General features: G+C 69.6%; 14 protein-coding genes. 7 read left to right on the top strand and 7 right to left on the bottom strand.

Annotated features, from left to right (window positions below):
* Positions 1 to 620 precede the first annotated feature (620 nt).
* The 5 genes from M3U25_RS19335 to M3U25_RS19315 form a co-directional block, all read right to left on the bottom strand.
* Positions 621 to 2,060 carry a dihydrolipoamide acetyltransferase family protein gene (locus M3U25_RS19335; protein ID WP_355503471.1) on the bottom strand — a complete coding sequence of 480 codons (1,440 nt, stop codon included), beginning with the start codon at positions 2,058 to 2,060 and terminating at the stop codon, positions 621 to 623.
* Positions 2,057 to 2,407, bottom strand: coding sequence for an SH3 domain-containing protein (locus M3U25_RS19330; RefSeq protein ID WP_160945608.1), 351 nt, complete (start codon positions 2,405 to 2,407; stop codon positions 2,057 to 2,059). The genes M3U25_RS19335 and M3U25_RS19330 overlap by 4 nt, the downstream gene beginning before the upstream one ends.
* Position 2,408: 1 nt before the next feature.
* Entirely contained in the window at positions 2,409 to 3,488 is a 1,080-nt protein-coding gene (locus M3U25_RS19325) for an alpha-ketoacid dehydrogenase subunit beta (protein ID WP_160945607.1), read from the bottom strand.
* Positions 3,481 to 4,569: a pyruvate dehydrogenase (acetyl-transferring) E1 component subunit alpha gene (gene pdhA / locus M3U25_RS19320; protein ID WP_263392267.1), complete on the bottom strand. Its 1,089-nt coding sequence runs from the start codon at positions 4,567 to 4,569 to the stop codon at positions 3,481 to 3,483. The genes M3U25_RS19325 and pdhA overlap by 8 nt, the downstream gene beginning before the upstream one ends.
* Before the next feature lie 541 nt (positions 4,570 to 5,110).
* Positions 5,111 to 8,692 carry a lamin tail domain-containing protein gene (locus tag M3U25_RS19315; protein WP_355503525.1) on the bottom strand — a complete coding sequence of 1,194 codons (3,582 nt, stop codon included), beginning with the start codon at positions 8,690 to 8,692 and terminating at the stop codon, positions 5,111 to 5,113.
* A 181-nt stretch (positions 8,693 to 8,873) separates the two neighbouring features.
* On the opposite strand from M3U25_RS19315, the gene M3U25_RS19310 reads away from it, so the two are divergent.
* From M3U25_RS19310 to M3U25_RS19300, 3 genes are all read left to right on the top strand, one after another.
* Positions 8,874 to 9,788: a tryptophan 2,3-dioxygenase family protein gene (locus M3U25_RS19310; RefSeq protein WP_355503474.1), complete on the top strand. Its 915-nt coding sequence runs from the start codon at positions 8,874 to 8,876 to the stop codon at positions 9,786 to 9,788.
* Between the two features lie 282 nt (positions 9,789 to 10,070).
* The gene (locus M3U25_RS19305) at positions 10,071 to 11,594 is read left to right on the top strand and encodes an oligopeptide:H+ symporter (protein ID WP_355503476.1); all 1,524 of its coding nucleotides are present in this window, start codon (positions 10,071 to 10,073) and stop codon (positions 11,592 to 11,594) included.
* A 10-nt stretch (positions 11,595 to 11,604) separates the two neighbouring features.
* On the top strand, positions 11,605 to 12,204 hold the full coding sequence (locus tag M3U25_RS19300; protein ID WP_242159981.1) for a thioredoxin family protein: 600 nt from the start codon (positions 11,605 to 11,607) through the stop codon (positions 12,202 to 12,204).
* Positions 12,205 to 12,252: 48 nt separating this feature from the next.
* Here the strand turns inward: M3U25_RS19300 and M3U25_RS19295 are convergent, their stop codons facing one another.
* Positions 12,253 to 12,735 carry a MarR family transcriptional regulator gene (locus tag M3U25_RS19295; protein WP_242159982.1) on the bottom strand — a complete coding sequence of 161 codons (483 nt, stop codon included), beginning with the start codon at positions 12,733 to 12,735 and terminating at the stop codon, positions 12,253 to 12,255.
* 180 nt (positions 12,736 to 12,915) lie between these two features.
* Here M3U25_RS19295 and hppD point away from each other — a divergent pair, with 180 nt between their 5' ends.
* From hppD to hmgA, 3 genes are all read left to right on the top strand, one after another.
* A complete protein-coding gene (hppD, locus tag M3U25_RS19290; protein ID WP_242160115.1) occupies positions 12,916 to 13,983 on the top strand; it encodes a 4-hydroxyphenylpyruvate dioxygenase in 1,068 nt (355 codons plus the stop codon).
* A 96-nt stretch (positions 13,984 to 14,079) separates the two neighbouring features.
* Positions 14,080 to 14,493, top strand: coding sequence for an endonuclease domain-containing protein (locus M3U25_RS19285; RefSeq protein ID WP_355503479.1), 414 nt, complete (start codon positions 14,080 to 14,082; stop codon positions 14,491 to 14,493).
* Complete coding sequence (gene hmgA, locus M3U25_RS19280; protein WP_355503481.1) at positions 14,490 to 15,791, top strand: homogentisate 1,2-dioxygenase; 1,302 nt, start codon at positions 14,490 to 14,492, stop codon at positions 15,789 to 15,791. Before M3U25_RS19285 ends, hmgA begins: the two co-directional genes overlap by 4 nt.
* Positions 15,792 to 15,878: 87 nt before the next feature.
* Here hmgA and M3U25_RS19275 read toward each other — a convergent pair whose 3' ends face one another.
* Positions 15,879 to 16,385, bottom strand: coding sequence for a hypothetical protein (locus M3U25_RS19275; RefSeq protein WP_355503483.1), 507 nt, complete (start codon positions 16,383 to 16,385; stop codon positions 15,879 to 15,881).
* A gap of 226 nt (positions 16,386 to 16,611) precedes the next feature.
* On the opposite strand from M3U25_RS19275, the gene M3U25_RS19270 reads away from it, so the two are divergent.
* Positions 16,612 to 17,286 carry a lectin gene (locus M3U25_RS19270; protein ID WP_355503485.1) on the top strand — a complete coding sequence of 225 codons (675 nt, stop codon included), beginning with the start codon at positions 16,612 to 16,614 and terminating at the stop codon, positions 17,284 to 17,286.
* Positions 17,287 to 17,332 lie beyond the last annotated feature (46 nt).

The following is a 17,332-nucleotide window of genomic DNA, read 5'->3' as shown; positions in this document are numbered from 1 at the left end:
CGGCACTCCCGAACTGGCCCCGTAGCGCCTGGTCGTTGCACTGTGGGAGGGGCTTCAGCCCCGACGCGCTGTGCCGGAATACTCGGGGATCATCCTGCGAGGTGTAGAAGACCACGGAAAACCGCGCCGCTCTGCGTCGCCTCCTAGGCGTTCGCTGCGGAAGGGCGCGGACCCCGGCACCTTCTTGTTCGTCGCGTCTGGACTGAAGTCCCTCCCACAATGGTGGTGCGTCTGCTGCGCCTAATGCAGCAGATGCGCAGACTGCGTCCGGCAGGTTGGCTGATATGCAACGGCTGCACTTCGAAGTGAGCTGCAGCGGCACTCCCGAACTGGCCCCGTAGCGCCTGGTCGTTGCACTGTGGGAGGGGCTTCAGCCCCGACGCGCTGTGCCGGGATTACTCGGGGATCATCCTGCGATGTGTAGAAAACCGCGGAAAACCGCGCCGCGCTGCGTCGCCTCCTAGGCGTTCGCTGCGGAAGGGCGTGGACCCCGGCGCCTTCTTGTTCGTCGCGTCGGGACTGAAGTCCCTCCCACATTAGTGGTGCATCTGCTGCGCACGACGCAGCAGATGCATCATCTGGTGTCAGGCAGGTCACCTGATGGGCAAGGCGGCGCCTGCTCAGCCCGGCAGTGCCAGGTCGTCGATCATCGCGCGCAGGAAGCGCGCTGCTTCTCCCCCGGTGCAGGCGCGGTGATCGAAGCTCAGCGACAGCGGCAGGATCTTGTGCGTCTCCACGCCGCCCATCACCGGCACCAGCTGGTGGCGGGCGCGGCCGGCGGCGACGATGGCCACGCATGGCGGCACCACGATCGGGGTGGCGTAGCGGCCGGCGAACATGCCGAAGTTGGACAGCGAGATGGTGTAGCCGCTCAGTTCCGACGCCGGAATGCTGCGCGCCTCCACCTGTTGGCGCAGGCGGTTGATGCCTTCGCGCACGCCACGTGCATCGAGCATGTCGGCGTTGCGCAGGGCCGGCACGAACAGGCCGTCGTCGGTGTCCACGGCGATGCCGATGTCCACGTGCGCGTGCAGGGTACGGGTCAATGCCTCGCCGTCGAACCAGGCATTGAGCGCCGGCACCGCCTGGCAGGCGGCGACGATCGCGCGCACCAGGCGCCCGGTGGTGTCGTTGCCCGGCGTCCACGCGTGCAGGTCGGCGTCGTCGTTGAGCGTGGTCAGCACCACCTGGCGCTGCGCCTCGGCCATCACCCGCGCCATGTTGCGGCGCACGCCCTTCAGCGGCTCGGGCTGGCCCTGCACGGCCACGCCCGGCGGCTGCGTGCGCATCGGCTTGCCGGCGGCGGAGAGCGGGGTGCGCGTGGAGGGTGCGGCTGACGGGGGGGCGTTCGTAGGAGCGGCTTCAGCCGCGACGGCAGGGCGCCGTGCGGTCGCGGCGACAGCCGCCCCCGCAGTCGCACCCGCCTTCGCCGAGCCATCCGCGGCGGCCTGCTTGACGTCGGCCAGGGTGACCGCGCCGTCGGCGCCGCTGGCGCGCACGCGGCCCAGGTCCACGCCCAGTTTCTTGGCCAGGGCACGTACCGCCGGCATCGCGCGTACGCCGCCGACCGACACGGCTTGCTCGCTGTGCACGGTGTTGGAGCTCTGCATCGCACCGACCACGGTACCGGCATCGTCACGCTCGCCGGCGGCCTGCGCGTTGTCGGCGTCGTGCAGCTCGCCGCCGTCGTCGGAGGCCACCACGCGGTCGTCGGCCGCGGCGGTGTCCGCGCCGGCGCCCTTGCCGGCCGCGGCCGGCGCCGCGCCGCCGTGGTGATGGCCGGTATCCTGGCCTTCGGCGCGCTGCGGCAGGTTCGGGTCGGGCGCGAACTGCGCCAGCATGCTGCCGGTGACGACGATGTCGCCTGGCGCGCCGGCCAGCTTCAGCACCTTGCCGGAGACCGGCGAGGGCACTTCGACCACCGCCTTGGCGGTTTCCATCGACACCAGCGGCTCGTCCAGCCGGATGGTGTCGCCTTCCTTGACGAACCATTCGACGATGGTGGCGTCGGGCAGGCCTTCGCCCAGGTCGGGCAGATTGAAGTTCTTGGTTTGGCTCATGTGGTCTCTTCCAGCAGTTCCAGGTCGCGTGCCGGCAGCCAGCCCTGCGTGCCGTCGGCGCGCTCGGCCCACCACCAGTCGCCGTATTCGTGATGCAGGACGACGGTGTCGCCCTGCGCAGCATCGAGTTCGCGCGCGTCGTAATCGCGCAGCGCCACGGCATGGCCGTCGCCGGTCGGCTGCAGCCAGGCCAGCGGCGCCCAGCCGGCACTGCCGGCGGCGCCGGTGATCCAGACGAACGCCGGCCACTCTTCGTCGCGCACGCCCAGCGCGACCCGCTCGCCGGCGGCGATGCGGATCGGATGCGGATAGGCGGCGCGGTAATCGCTGATCAAACGTGCCTGCATATCAACCCGCGGCCATCGCCCGCTTGGCCGCCGCCACGATCTTGTCGGTGCTGGGCAGGTATTTCATTTCCAGCCGGAACAGCGGGATGTGGGTGTCGTAGCCGGTCACGCGCTGCACCGGCGCGACCAGGTCGTACATCGATTGCTCGGCCAGGCGCGCGGCGATCTCGGCGCCGAAGCCGGCGCTGCGCGGGGCCTCCTGCACGATCACGCAGCGGCCGGTGCGCGCCACCGACTCGGCGATGGTGTCGAAGTCCAGCGGGCGCAGCGTGGCCACGTCGATCACTTCGGCGCTGATGCCGTCGGCGGCGAGCCGGTCGGCCGCTTCCAGTGCTTCCTTGACCTGCGCGCCCCAGGCAACCAGGGTCACGTCGGTGCCGTCGCGCAGCACGAAGCACACGTCCAGCGGCAGCGCCTCGCCGTCGTCGGCCACCACTTCCTTGTACTGCCGGTAGATGCGCTTGGGCTCCATGTAGATCACCGGATCGGGCTCGCGGATCGCCGCCAGCAGCAGACCGTAGGCGCGCTGCGGCGAGGACGGCAGCACCACGCGCAGGCCTGGCACGTTGGTGAAGATGGCTTCGTTGGCCTCGCTGTGATGTTCCGGCGCGCGGATGCCGCCGCCCCACGGCACCCGCAGCACCATCGGGCAGTGCAGGCGGCCGCGGGTGCGGGTGCGCAGGCGCGCGGCGTGGCAGATCAGGTGATCGACCATCGGGTAGACGAAGCCGTCGAACTGCGCCTCGGCCACCGGCTTCATGCCCTGCGCGGCGAGGCCGACGCTGAGCCCGGCGATGGTGGTCTCGTCCAGCGGGGTGTCGAGCACGCGCTGCGCGCCGAAGCGCTGCTGCAGGCCGGCGGTGGCGCGGAACACGCCGCCGTTGACGCCCACGTCCTCGCCCAGCACCAGCACCGATGGGTCGTGCTGCAGTTCCCAGGCCAGTGCCTGGGTCACCGCTTCGATCAAGGTAATGGGCGTGCTGGTCATCGGGGTGTCTCCGCGCGACGTCGCCGCGCTGTGGGCGGTGCCGGCCGCAGACGCGGCCGCGTGGTCGGCGAGGCGAGGGCTGAGCTCATCCATGGCGCTGCTCCAGGGCGATGGCCTCGGCACGCTGCGCGAGCAGGTCCGGCGGCGGGTCGGCGTACAGGTAGTCGAACATGGCTTCCACCGGCTGCACCGGGGTCTCCAGGTAGGCGTTGAGCTCGATGTCGGCCAGGCGCGCGCATTCCTGCTTCCACGCCGCTTCCTCGTCCTCGCTCCACAGGCCCTGCGCGCTCAGCCAGGCGCGCAGGCGCAGCAGCGGCTCGCGTTCCCAGGCCTGCTTGACCTCGGCATCGTCGCGGTAGCGGCGCGCGTCGTCGGCGGTGGTGTGGTCGGACAGGCGGTAGGTCATGAACTCGATCACCGTGCCGCCCTGGCCGGCCAGCGCGCGCTCGCGCGCCTGGCGCATCGCCTCCAGCACCGCGATCAGGTCGTTGCCGTCCACCTGCAGGCAGTGCAGGCCGCCGGCCAGGCCCTTCTGCGCCAGGGTCTGCGCGCCGGTCTGCGCAGTGCGCGGCACCGAGATCGCCCAGCCGTTGTTGATCACGCACAGGATCAGCGGCAACTGGTAGGCGCCGGCGGAGTTGAGCGCGGCGTAGAAGTCGGTCTTGGACGAGCCGCCGTCGCCGCAGGTGGCCACCGCCACCTGCGCCTCGCCGCGCAGCTTGAACGCCAGCGCGGCGCCGGCGGCGTGCAGGCACTGGGTGGAAATCGGCACACAGATCGGGAAGTCGCGGGCGGCGTCGGAATCGCGCTGGAAGTCGCTGCCGCGCTCGTCGCCGCCCCAGTACAGCAGGATCTCGCGCGGGCGAACGCCGCGCATGAACATGGCGCCGTACTCGCGGTAGCTGGGCGCCAGCACGTCGCCGCGGCGCATCGAGGCGCCGATGCCGACGTGGGTGGCTTCGTGGCCCAGGCACGAGGCGTAGGTGCCCAGCTTGCCGGTGCGCTGCAGGGCCACCGCCTTGCTGTCGAAGGTGCGCACGTAGAGCATCTGCTTGAACAGCGCCAGCAGCGTCTGCGGGTTGGCCGAATCGGCCGGAAGCGCGTCGCGGACCGGCTGGCCGCCCGCGTCGAGGTATTGCAGGAACTCAATTTCGAACTGGGCGGCGATGGGCATGGCGATGGCGCTCTCGACAACAAGTTTCAAATGATATGAGTCGGCATGTTAAGGAAGCCGTGCACAAAAGCCGTCGTGCACCGCAGCACGTGCTGATGCCGTATCGCACAAGAAAAGCCTGGTCGCGCCGCGTTGCCGATTGATGGCGTTGGGTATCGCCAATGTTGCACTGCGATGCATGCCGTTCATGTGCGCGTGGGTGTCCACCGGTGGCTGTGGCAGATGCCCGCAATGCGGCGCGCGCGTCGCAAGGCGAGAGCAGTGAACAAGGGCGAAAGCCGTCGGCGTGCAAGCGTGGCGCGAGGGCGTCCCCAGCGCCCGCTACGCCACCCTCGAGCTGCATGGACTTGACTTCGTAGGAGCGGCTTCAGCCGCGACGGGCGTTCCCGGGACGCCCCATCGCGGCTGAAGCCGCTCCTACGCGATATCGCGGATGGCCGCTCAATACCGGCAGCACATGATCGGTGACGGGTCGGCGTTGCCCCAACAAAAAGGGCGTGGCCTCGCGGCCACGCCCTCGCACTTGCACCGCTTGCCGCGATCAGCGACCGAACAGGCGCAGCCCTTCCACGTAGGTGCTGAAGCGCGCGCTGTTGTCGCTGGGGTCGGCGTCGGCCGAGGTCGAGCCGGCGCTGGCGCCGATCACGATCTGGCGGTCGGCCGGCAGCGGCCGCGTCGCCAGGCTCAGGCGGAACGCGGCGCTGGCGCCCGGCGCCAGGTCGGCGCCGCTGCGGCACTGGAAGCGCGCGCTGCGCAGGCCATGGTTCTGCCGCACGCACTGCCAGCCGCGCGGCGGCACCAGCGCGGTGAGCGCCGACAGGGTGCTGCCGTCGATCTCCAGGCTGGCGCCCTGCACCGGCGCGTTGCCGTGGTTGCGCACGTCGATGCGGTAGTCGGCGAAGAAGGCCAGGAACGGCAGGGTGGCCGGGCCATCGATCGACACCGCCAGGTCGCCGGCCGGGCGCGCCTGCACCGCCACCGTGGCGCTGCCGCCGTTGTCGCCGGGGCTGGGGTCCTCGGTCTGCGAGGCCACCGACGCGGCCAGGCTCAGGCTGCGCCCGACCAGGGCGGTGCCGGCCGGTACCGCCACCTCGAAGCGTGGCGTGGCGCCGGCGGCGAACTGCGCGGTGCTGCAGGTGACCACGGTCTGCGCGGCCACCTCCGGCGCGGCGCAATCCCAGCCCGGGGCGGCGGTCACGCTCGGGGTCACCGCCGCGTCCAGGGCGAAGGCCACCGCGGCGGCGCGCGCCGCGTCCGGACCGGCATTGGCCAGTTCCACGCTGTAGCGGATGGTGTCGCCGGCATAGACCGATGCGTTGGCGGCGCTCACGCGCAGGCTCAGGTCGGCGCGTTCCAGCGGCTTGAGCTTGATCAGCACCACTGCCGGGTCGTGGTCGGACAGCCGTGCCGGCGAGTTGGCGTCGTTGCGCGCCACGGCCGGGAAGTCGGCGTTGAGCCGCGCATGGCCTTCGCTGAGGCCGGCGATCTGCGCCGAGCGCATCAGCGCGCGGTTGGCCAGGATGTGGTCCAGCGACTGTATGTTGCCGTCGTAGGCGTAGGAGTAGCTCTGGTCCGGCGTCGACAGCAGGGTCAGGTTGTACAGCGCCGGGTCGACCAGGGTGGCGCCGTCGCCGCCGACCACGGTCTGCGCGTCGGGCGCCGGCAGGCCGGTGATGGTGCCCATCGCATCGACGTAGCCGTCGTTGAACTCGAAGGCGTTGAAGTCGCCCATCACCAGCAACTGCTCGCTGGGATCGGCGGCCTGGCGCGCCTGCAGCAGGTTCGCCAGGAACACCGCCTGCGCCTGGCGCTTGGCGCGGATGCGCTGGCCGCTGGCGTCGTCCGTCTCGGCGCCGTTGAGCGAGCGCTGGTGCACCTCGACCACGGTCAGCGGCAGCGCGCGGCCGTCGGCGAAATGCACCACCGCCTTCAGCAGCAGCGGCGGACGGTCGTTGAGCAGGCTCACGGTGCCGCTGGGCTCGGTCCAGGTGGCGGCCTTGCCTTCCTGGCTCACCGAGACCACCTCGACGCGAGCGAGGCCGGCGCCGATCTGCGCGGTCTTGACCAGGAAGCCGACGTCGATGCCGCCGACGTCGTTGCCTTCCTGCAGGTAGGCCACGTACTGCGGATCGGGCTGGCCGGCGGCCACCGCGTCGCGGTTGACGCGGTCGGCCAGGGTCTGCAGCACGCTCAGGTTCTCGATCTCCACCGTGCCGAGGATGTCGGGGGTGTTGAGGTAGTTGCGGATCGCCAGCGAGGCCTTGTTGAGGCGGGCCTGGTAGGCGGCCGCGGTCAGCACCGGTTCGCCGATCGCCGGATCGTTCTGGTCGTCGAAGAAGCGCTCCATGTTGTAGGTGGCGATGTTGACGTCGTCGGCCTGCGGCGCCGGGGCCGGCCTGGGCTGGTCGGCGCCGTTGCACTGCACGGTGGGCGCGGTTTCCGGGTAGATCGTGTAGCGGCGGAAGCTGTAGTCCAGCGGACCGCTGACGTCGAGCACGGTGCAGCCGGAAGCCACGTCGATGCGCTGGCCGCCGAGGCCGGCGCTGCCGACCGCGATCACCTGCGGGCTGGTGTTCCAGCGCGGCACGTCGGCCGGGGAGCCGGCCGGCAGCGCGTCGGGCTGCTGCACGCCGGCGGTGCGCCAGGCGCGCGGCAGGCCGGTGACCACCGCATGGAACACGCCGTTGCTGGTCGCGCTGGCGTTGGTCTCGTTGACGTTGCCCAGGGTCGGGGTGTTGACGGTCAGGCTGGGCACGGTGACACGCATGCCTTCCAGGCGCTCGAGCTGGTCGTAGGCGCCGTTCGGGTCGGGGAAGCGGGTGGTCAGCTCGACCGCGGCCGGCAGCGGATTGCCGGTGGACTGCAGCAGCACCGTCGGCGAGGTCAGTTCGGTCAGCGGCGGCTGGCTGGGGTCGGTGCTGGGCACGTACTCGACCACCGTGGCCTGCACCCGCACCGCGTTGCCCACCGCGGCCTCGGCCGGCGGCGCACTGCCGGTGTAGACGTAGATGCCCTCGGAGGTGAGCGGGTCGGCGTCGGCCTGGGCGTCGGGCGTTTGCAGGAAGAACCCGGCACTGCGCCGCGCGGTGACGATGCCGCTGGTGGCGATCACCTGGCCGACCAGCGGCGAGCGCGCGCCGCTGCCCTGGATGCTGTGGATCGGCACCAGGTTGAAGTCGTCGTTGAGGATCACCCCGCTGGCGGTCAGCGTGGAGGGCAGCGCACCGCTGACCCCGTTGATGTCCAGGTAGAAGGTCTCGTCCGGTTCGTTGCTGGTGTCGCCGTTGACCAGCACGCGTACCTCGGCGCTGCTCTCGCCGGCCGGGATGGTCACCTGGGTGGCGGCCAGCGCCTGGTAATCGCTGCCGGCGCTGGCGGTGCCGTCGCGGGTGGCGGCGGTGAAGCTCACGCCGGCGCTGCCGGCCGGCTGGCTCAGCGTCACGGTGAACACGAACGCGGTGCTGCCGCTGTCGCCTTCGGCGCGGCTGACGTTGGCTACGCTGGCCACCGGCAGGTTGCCGCCGCCGCACAGGCTGACCGCCGCGGCGCTGTTGCGCGGGGTCGGCGCGCCGGTGGCGAAGTCGGCATTGTTGTTGTCGCTGTCGGTGCAGCCGCCGTTGCCGCGCAGCACCGCCAGGGTGTTGCTGGGCGCGGCGGTCGGGGCGCTGCCTTCGGCGCAGCTGGCACTGCTGCCGTAGCCGACGAAGTCGGCGTTGCCGGCCGGGCAGGCGCCGCTCAGCGCGGCGCTGGCCTTGCTCAGCGCGATCTTGCCGGCGGTGCCGCTCATGGCGATGGTGCCGGTGGCGTCGGGCGTGGGCAGCGCGGTGCTGCCACCGCTGCCGTCGGCCTGCTTGACCAGGTAGTAGCCGCCGGGCGCGATGCTGCCGCTCAGCGGGGTGACCTGCCAGCTGCTGCCGGCGGCCGAGGCGTACTGCACCGACCAGCCGGCCAGGCTCACCGCCTCGCTGCCGTTGTTGTGCAATTCGACGAAATCGCTCTTGTAGGTGGCGCCGCTGTTGCCGCCACCGCCATAGACCTGGCTGATGACCACCTGGGCCTGGGCGTACCCGGCACCACCCAGCGCGCACGACAACACTGCAGCTCGAAGCAGCATGGTTCGCATGAACAAGATCTCCCCAATCCTTGAAGACGTGGACTAACGCAGATGACTTTGACGGCGCCCCCCAGGCGCCGCCGACGATTGTGCCGGAGTTTGTCAGCCGGTGCTGACCAATGTGTGACATTCGTCGCTGCGGTACCCTTGCCGGCCCGGAACACCCGCGCCGCCCCCACGCCTGCTGCCCATGCCCGTCGAACAGAACCAGCGCCCGCTCGAAGCCGGCATCCATACCGACCTGGAAGGCCGGCTGACCTATGGCGGCTACCTGCGCCTGGACCGGCTGCTGTCGGCGCAGCAGCCGCTGTCGAACCCGCCGCACCACGACGAACTGCTGTTCATCGTCCAGCACCAGACCTCCGAACTGTGGCTGAAGCTGCTGGCGCACGAGCTGGGCGCGGCGATCGCGCACCTGCAGCGCGACCAGGTGTGGCAGTGCCGCAAGGTGCTGGCGCGCAGCAAGCAGGTGCTGCGCCTGCTGACCGAGCAGTGGTCGGTGCTGGAGACCCTGACCCCGTCCGAGTACATGGGCTTCCGCGACGTGCTGGGCCCGTCCTCCGGGTTCCAGTCGCTGCAATACCGCACCATCGAATTCATGCTCGGCAACAAGAACGCGCAGATGCTGCCGGTGTTCGACCACGACCCGCAGGGCCAGGCGGCGCTGCAGGCGGTGCTGGAGGCGCCCAGCCTGTACGAGGAGTTCCTGCGCTACCTGGCCCGCTTCGGCCACGCGGTGCCGGCGCCGTACCACGCCCGCGACTGGCGCCAGCCGCACGTCAGCGACCCGCTGCTGCGCCCGGTGTTCGAGCGCATCTACGAGAACACCGACCGCTACTGGCGCGAGTACGCGCTGTGCGAGGACCTGGTGGACCTGGAGACCCAGTTCCAGCTGTGGCGCTTCCGCCACATGCGCACGGTGATGCGGGTGATCGGCTTCAAGCGCGGCACCGGCGGCTCCAGCGGCGTCGGCTTCCTGCAGCAGGCGCTGGCGCTGACCTTCTTCCCGGAACTGTTCGAGGTACGGACCTCGGTGGGGCTGGAGGGTCGCGGTCCGCAGGCCGGCGATGCGACTGCGGCCACGCAGGGATCGTCCTCGCAGTAGCGTGCCGGCGCGCCGCAGACGCGCGCGCACCTGCGTGGAGACGGACCGAAGCGGTGCCGATCCAGGCGTCGCCCGGCCATGTTCGCGTGCAGCAAGGCGCGCGTGCGCGGCCATCGCGGCGCCGCTCCAAGGCCACCGTTTTGCAGGGCGCAGGCCCGGAAATCGCGACGCGCGGGCCGTCCGGGATTTGACGCCACGCCGTCCCTCGGTGATCCTCGCGCGTTGCCCGGCCTGGCCGGACGCACCGCCCCAGCCCATCCTGAATACGCAAGGGAACACCGCATGAGCGTTGACGTCGTCGCGTCGAACCACCCCGCCTCACCGCAGCCGCCGTCAGCGCAACCGCCCGAATTCAAGACCCTGCTGGGCCATCCACGTCCGCTGTGGATGCTGTTCATGACCGAGTTCTGGGAGCGCTTCGCGTTCTACGGCATTCGCTGGGCGCTGGTGCTGTACATCGTGGCGCAGTTCCATGGCGGCCAGGGCACGGGCCAGGCCTCGGCCAGCGCCACCTACGGAGCGTACCTGGCGCTGGTGTATGCGGCGGCGATCTTCGGCGGCTATATCGCCGACCGGGTGCTCGGCTACCAGCGTTCGATCCTGGTCGGTGCCGCGGTCATGTCCACCGGCCTGTTCCTGATCTCCGTGCCCAACCCGCAGATCTTCGAGCTGGGCCTGGCCACGGTGGTGGTCGGCAACGGCCTGTTCAAGCCCAACATCTCGACCATGGTCGGCAAGCTGTACAGCGCCGCCGATCCGCGCCGCGACAGCGGGTTCACCATCTTCTACATGGGCATCAACCTGGGCGCGATGATCGCGCCGTGGCTGACCCAGCAGCTGGCCGAAAAGGTGTTCGGCACCGAAGCGATGCCGTCCTACAAGATGGTGTTCATCGCGTCGGGCATCGGCATGCTGATCAGCCTGGTGTGGTTCTGGTTCGGCCGCCGCCAGCTCAAGGGCATCGGCGCGCCGTTGCCGGGCGGCGCAAGCAACATGCGCGTGGTCTACGTGCTGCTGGGCATGCTGGTGGCGATCCCGGCGGTGTACCTGGCGCTGGCCGCCGGCGCCGAAGTGCTGCAGTGGATCCTCAGCACCATGTTCGTGGCGCTGGCGATCATGCTGCTGGTGGAGGGCATCCGCAACGGCAAGGTGGCGCGCGACAAGGTCATCGCGATGCTGATCATCTTCGCCTTCAACGTGCTGTTCTGGATGTTCTTCGAACAGGCCGGCAGCTCCTTCACCTTCCTCGCCGACGAGATCGTCAACCGCCAGTTCGGCGACTGGACCTTCCCGACTGCGTGGTTCCAGTCGGTCAACTCGCTGGCGATCATCACCCTGGCCCCGGTCATCGCCTGGATCTGGGTCAAGGCCGGCCGCTTCAATCCGTCGATCTCGCGCAAGTTCGCGCTGGGCCTGATGTTCAACGGCCTGGCCTTCCTGCTGCTGATGTTTGCGCTGTCGAGCCTGGTCAACGACGCCGGCAAGATCCCGTTCTGGACGCTGTTCATGGTCTACGTCATCCAGTCGGTGGGCGAGCTGTGCCTGTCGCCGATCGGATTGTCGATGGTGACCAAGCTGGCGCCGGTGCGCCTGGTCGGCTTCGGCATGGGCGGCTGGTTCCTGTCCACCGGCATCGGCAACAACCTGTCCGGCATCTTCGCCAGCCATGTCAGCGGCGAAGGCGGCATGACCGTGTCTTCCGCGCTGGGCGGGTATACCTTCGGCTTCTGGGCGTTGCTGGGCGCCGGCGTGGTGCTGTTCCTGATCGCGCCGTTGATCAGCAAGCTGATGCATGGTGTGAAGTGAGGACGTGCCAATGACGATGAACAAGACGATCTGCGCCGCCCTGGCGGCGGTGCTGGCCCTGGGCGGCTGCAGCCAGACGGCGCCGCCCGATGCGCAGGCGCCGGCCAAGCCACTGGATACCTCGGTGCAGAAGCCGCCGGTGGCCGATCCCAACCAGCCGGTGGCCTCGGGCAATACCCCGGCCGCCGCCGACATCGCCGCGGCCAAGGCGCTGGGGGCACAGTTCGACCCGCAGCGCAACCCGGCCGACGACCTGGACACCGCCATGGTCGAGGCCAAGCGCGGCGGCAAGCGCATCCTGCTCGACGTGGGCAACGAGGCCTGCGACTGGTGCCACACCCTGGACACCTTCATCGAGGGCGACGCGGAACTGCGCAGCTTCCGCGACGCCAACTTCGTGTGGGTCAAGGTCAACGTCAGCGACGCCAACAAGAACGAGGCGTTCATGGCGCAGTACCCGAAGATCGTCGACTTCCCGCACCTGCTGGTGCTCGACGCCGACGGCAAGCTGCTGCACTCGCAGGTGGTCGGCGACCTGCAGAAGGACAAGGGCTACGACCGCAAGAAGTTCTCGGACTTCCTCAAGGAATGGGCGCCGCCCAAGCCCTGAGCCGCTCCTACGGTGTTTTAAGGCCTAAGTTTTACGGGCCCCGGCGCCTCAGCGCCCGGTCATGCTCGGCAGGCCCTCGGCCGCCAGGCGGTCGATCAGCCGGTTCAGCAGGCGCTGCTCGTCCTCGCTGAAGGGCGCCAGCAGGCGCCGTTCGCATTCCAGCACCATTGGCGCCACCACCTGGTAGACCTCCACCCCTGCAGGGGTCAGGTGCAGCACCGAGCGGCGGCGGTCGTCGCCATGGGTCTCGCGCTGGATGAACCCGCGCTCCAGCAGCCGCGCCACCGCCCGGCTCACCGCCACCTTGTCCATCGCGGTGCGCTCGGAGACCTCGCCGGCCGACAGGCCCGGATACAGCGCCAGGACCGCCATCACCCGCCATTCGGTCACCGCCATGCCGTAGCGCTCGCCGTAGACGCGGGCGATGTTGCTGCTGATGCGGTTGGACAGCACGCTGATCCGGTACGGCAGGAACCGTTCCAGATCCAGGGAGGGCGGGTCGGGCGTCGGGGCGGGCGTGGCGATCGTCATGCTGCATTGCACCTTGCTGGTGGTTTCACTTGTAACTACAACGGAGGATACTACGGCCATTCTCGCGAGTCTGGCGTCCGTCCGCACCCGAAATTTCGGCCCGGCCGCCGCACCCCGTCCTCCAGGAGACGCGTCATGAGTGCACAACCGCAACATCCGTCGCAGCCGGCCAACCTCGGCATGCAGGTCACCACCTTCGAGAACCCGATGGGCATCGACGGTTTCGAGTTCGTGGAATTCGCCGCGCCGGCCGGGCAGGGCGAGCAGTTGCATGCGTACTTCCGCAGCATGGGCTTCACGGCGGTGCTGCGTCATCGCCAGCGCGCGATCACCGTGTACCGCCAGGGCGGGGTCAACTTCCTGGTCAACGAGGAACCGAATTCCTTCGCCGCCGATTTCGCTGCCGCGCACGGCCCCTGCGCCTGCGGTTTCGCTATCCGCTTCCGGCATCCGGCCGACGAGGTGTTCGCCAAGGTGCTGGAGAACGGCGGCGAAGCCATCGCCGACAAGGCCGACACCCGCGCGGTGCCGGCGCCGGTGGTCAAGGGCATCGGCGACTGCATGCTCTACCTGGTCGACCAGTACGGCGAGAAGGGCTCGGTGTACGCAGATTTCGAGCCGGTGCCCGGCGCCGAGCAGCATCCGACCGGGTTCGGCCTCACCTTCATCGACCACCTGACCCACAACCTGTACTTCGGCAACATGCAGCGCTGGTCGGACTACTACGAACGCCTGTTCAACTTCCGCGAGATCCGCTATTTCGACATCAAGGGCGCCAAGACCGGGCTGGTGTCCAAGGCGATGACCGCACCGGACGGCGTGGTGCGCATCCCGCTCAACGAATCGTCGGATCCCAAGAGCCAGATCAACGAGTACCTGGATGCCTACCGCGGCGAGGGCATCCAGCACATCGCCTGCTTCACCGACGACATCTACGAGACCGTCGAGCGCATGCGCGCGGCCGGCGTCGCGTTCCTGGACACGCCGGACACCTATTTCGAGGTGATCGACCAGCGCATTCCCAACCACGGCGAGGACGTGCCGCGGCTGGCGCGCAACAAGATCCTGATCGACGCCGACCCGGAAACCAAGCAGCGCAAGCTGCTGCAGATCTTCACCCAGAACTGCATCGGCCCGATCTTCTTCGAGATCATCCAGCGCAAGGGCAACGAAGGCTTCGGCGAAGGCAACTTCAAGGCGCTGTTCGAGAGCATCGAGCGCGACCAGATGAAGCGCGGCGTGCTCTGACGGCGGATGCTGACAGCGCAGCGCGGAGAGTTCGGACAGCGGCATTAGCCCCTCTCCCATCGGGAGAGGGGTTGGGGTGAGGGTACGGTGGGGGGCATGGAACTCAAGCCGCCATTGCCCACAACCACATTGAGAAACGCCCGCGGTTTGCGCCGTGACATGACCGATGCCGAAAGAAAACTCTGGCGCCACCTGCGAAACGGAGGCCTGCTTGGCCTGAAATTCCGTAGGCAGCATCCAATGCCGCCGTACGTCGTCGATTTTTATTGCGAGGCGTTGAAGCTTGTCGTTGAACTGGATGGATCGCAACATTTGGAAGCGGCCGACGCCGAGCGAACGCGTTACCTGCAGTCGCAAGGAATGTACGTACTGCGTTTCTGGAACAACGATGTGATGCTGCAAGCGGATGCGGTCCTGGAGTCGATTCTGTACTTCGTCGGTGCCCGTACCCTCACCCCAACCCCTCTCCCGGTGGGAGAGGGGCTTCAAGCAGAAGAGCCCTTGTCATGAACATCCAACCCAACGGCTACATGTCCGGCTTCGGCAACGAATTCGCCACCGAGGCGGTGCCCGGCGCGTTGCCGGTCGGGCAGAACTCGCCGCAGCGCGTGGCCCACGGCCTGTATGCCGAGCAACTGTCGGGCACCGCGTTCACCGCGCCGCGTGGCGTGAACCGGCGCAGTTGGCTGTACCGCATCCGCCCGGCGGTGATGCATGGCGGCTTCGTCGCCTACGACCGCGCGGCCGCGTTCCACAACGATTTCCAGCGCGGCCCGGTGCCGCCGGATCAGTTGCGCTGGAGTCCGTTACCGCTGCCGGAGACGCCGGTGGACTTCGTCGATGGCCTGTACGCGATGGCCGGCAACGGCTCGGCCGAAGCGCAGCATGGCGTGGCGGTGCACCTGTATGCGGCCAACGCCTCGATGCAGGGCCGGTTTTTCTACAACGCCGATGCAGAAATGCTGTTGGTGCCGCAGCTCGGCCAACTGCGCCTGTGCACCGAACTGGGCACGCTGGAGCTGGCGCCGCAGGAGATCGCGGTGATCCCGCGCGGCGTGCGCTTCCGCGTGGAACTGCCCGATGGCCCCGCGCGCGGCTACGTGTGCGAGAACTTCGGCGGCCTGCTGCGGCTGCCGGACCTGGGGCCGATCGGCGCCAACGGCCTGGCCAACCCGCGCGACTTCCTCACCCCGGTGGCCGCCTACGAGGAGAACGAGGGCGCGTTCGAACTGATCGCCAAGTTCCAGGGCCATCTGTGGCGCGCGCCGATCGGGCATTCGCCGCTGGACGTGGTCGCCTGGCACGGCAACTACGCCCCGTACAAGTACGACCTGCGCCGTTTCAACACCATCGGCTCGATCAGCTTCGACCATCCCGATCCGAGCATCTTCACCGTGCTGACCGCGCCCAGCGACACGCCCGGCACCGCCAACATGGATTTCGCGATCTTCCCGCCGCGCTGGCTGGTGGCGCAGCACACCTTCCGGCCGCCGTGGTTCCACCGCAATGTCGCCAGCGAGTTCATGGGCCTGGTGCACGGCGTCTACGATGCCAAGGCCGACGGCTTCGCCCCGGGCGGGGCGTCGCTGCACAACTGCATGAGCGGGCATGGTCCGGACGCGGCCACCTTCGACAAGGCCTCGCAGGCCGATCTGTCGCGGCCGGACATCATCGCCGACACCATGGCCTTCATGTTCGAGACGCGTGCGGTGCTGCGCCCGACCGCGCAGGCGCTGGATGCCGCGCATCGTCAGCGCGATTACCAGCAGTGCTGGCAGGGCCTGCGCCGGCAGTTCCGCGCGCCCTGAGCGGGCGTCGGCGCGGCTGCGCCACTCAGGCTGGTGCCGAGGCTGCCCCTGCCGTTGCTGCCGGTGCCCTGGGCGGCGGCGCTGCGCTCAGGCGGCCTCCGCCGCCGCCGTCAGCGCGCCGTGCAGCGATGCCGGCAGGATCTCCAGCACGCGCTCGCGGATGCGCTGCGCGTAGCGCTCGGAGGTCATCTCCGGCATCGTGCGCAGCGCCAGCGCGATCGCGCACAGGGTGTCCTGTTCCTCGCGTGCGGCGCGCAACTGCTGCTGCACCGCCGGCGAGGCCGGATGCCGCTGCAGTTGCAGCAGGTCCAGCAGATACATGCGCGCATTGAGCAACGCGCGCCGCGGGTCCGTCGATGACGGCGGCGCGCTTGTCGCCACCGGCATGGCGACGCTGCCACGGCCATCGTCCAGGTAGCCCTGCTGCAGCAGGACCAGCACGATCGCATCGGCACCGCGGCCGCCCAGCGTGGTCAGTTCCTCGACGCTGCGCTGGCCGTCGGCCAGGATCAGCACGCGTCGCTGGCGCATGTCCAGCGGCGCATCGTGCGATTGCAGTGCCGCAAGGGCGAGGGCGGTCTTGCGCGGGTGCATGGCGGCGGGGTCGGTAGGCGCGCAGCTTGGCCCGCGGCGGTGAAATGCCGATGACAGGTGCGATGCGCTGGCGTGTCGGTGCCGACAGTCGCCTTGCCGTCGGCACGGTCGAGCGCCTGGTCCGGGACGCGGTGCGCAGCCGCGCGTGCTCGGCGGCGTGTCGCCGCCGCCGTGCAGTGCGAGGGCATGCACGCTAGCCTATGCGCTGGTCCAGCGAGGAACTGCGATGAAGCCGATTCAACCAGGCGTGGCGGTCTTGCTGCTCGCGCTCGGCGCCTGCGACCGGCCGCCGCCATCGCCGCCGGCCGCGCCTCCCGCGCCATCGGCGCCTGCCGCTGCCGTGGCCGACGATGGCGCCTTGCCGCCGCCGGAGATCGACCAGCCCGACGGCGACGTGCCGCCGGCACGGGCCCCGGCCTCGGCGCTGCCGCCGGAGCTGGCGGCGGGGGACCGGCAACTGGCGCGCATCGACGGCTACGGCGACCTGCGCCTGGGCATGAGCGCGGCGCAGGCACGTGCGGCCTGGGGCGGCGAACTCGACGGCCAGCCCAGCGCCGGCAGCAGCTGCTACGTGCTGCGTCCGCGCTGGGCCAAGGGCAACCACCAGTTCGGCCTGATGGTCGAAGACGACACGCTGGTGCGCTACGACGTGCGCACCGCCAAGGAAACCGCGCCCGGCGGCGGCAAGGTCGGCATGGACCTGGCGCAACTGCGCGCGCTGTATGCCGGCCGGCTGGAGGAACAGCCGCACAAGTACGTCGAAGGCGCGAAGGTGCTGCGCGTGCGCGGCGAGTCCGGCCAGCCGGGCGTGCTGGTGTTCGACACCGACGCCGCCGGCAAGGCCATCGCCTGGCGCGTGGGCCTGCCGCCGCAGGTGGATTACGTGGAGGGCTGTGGTTGAACAGCTGGGAATGGTGAATCGAGAATGGGGAATGGGAACAGCTTGA

Source organism: Xanthomonas sp. PPL134 (assembly GCF_040595915.1).
GTDB lineage: Bacteria > Pseudomonadota > Gammaproteobacteria > Xanthomonadales > Xanthomonadaceae > Xanthomonas_A > Xanthomonas_A indica.
Note: the sequence above shows the minus strand (reverse complement) of the source record. Positions and strands in the feature narration are given on the sequence as shown.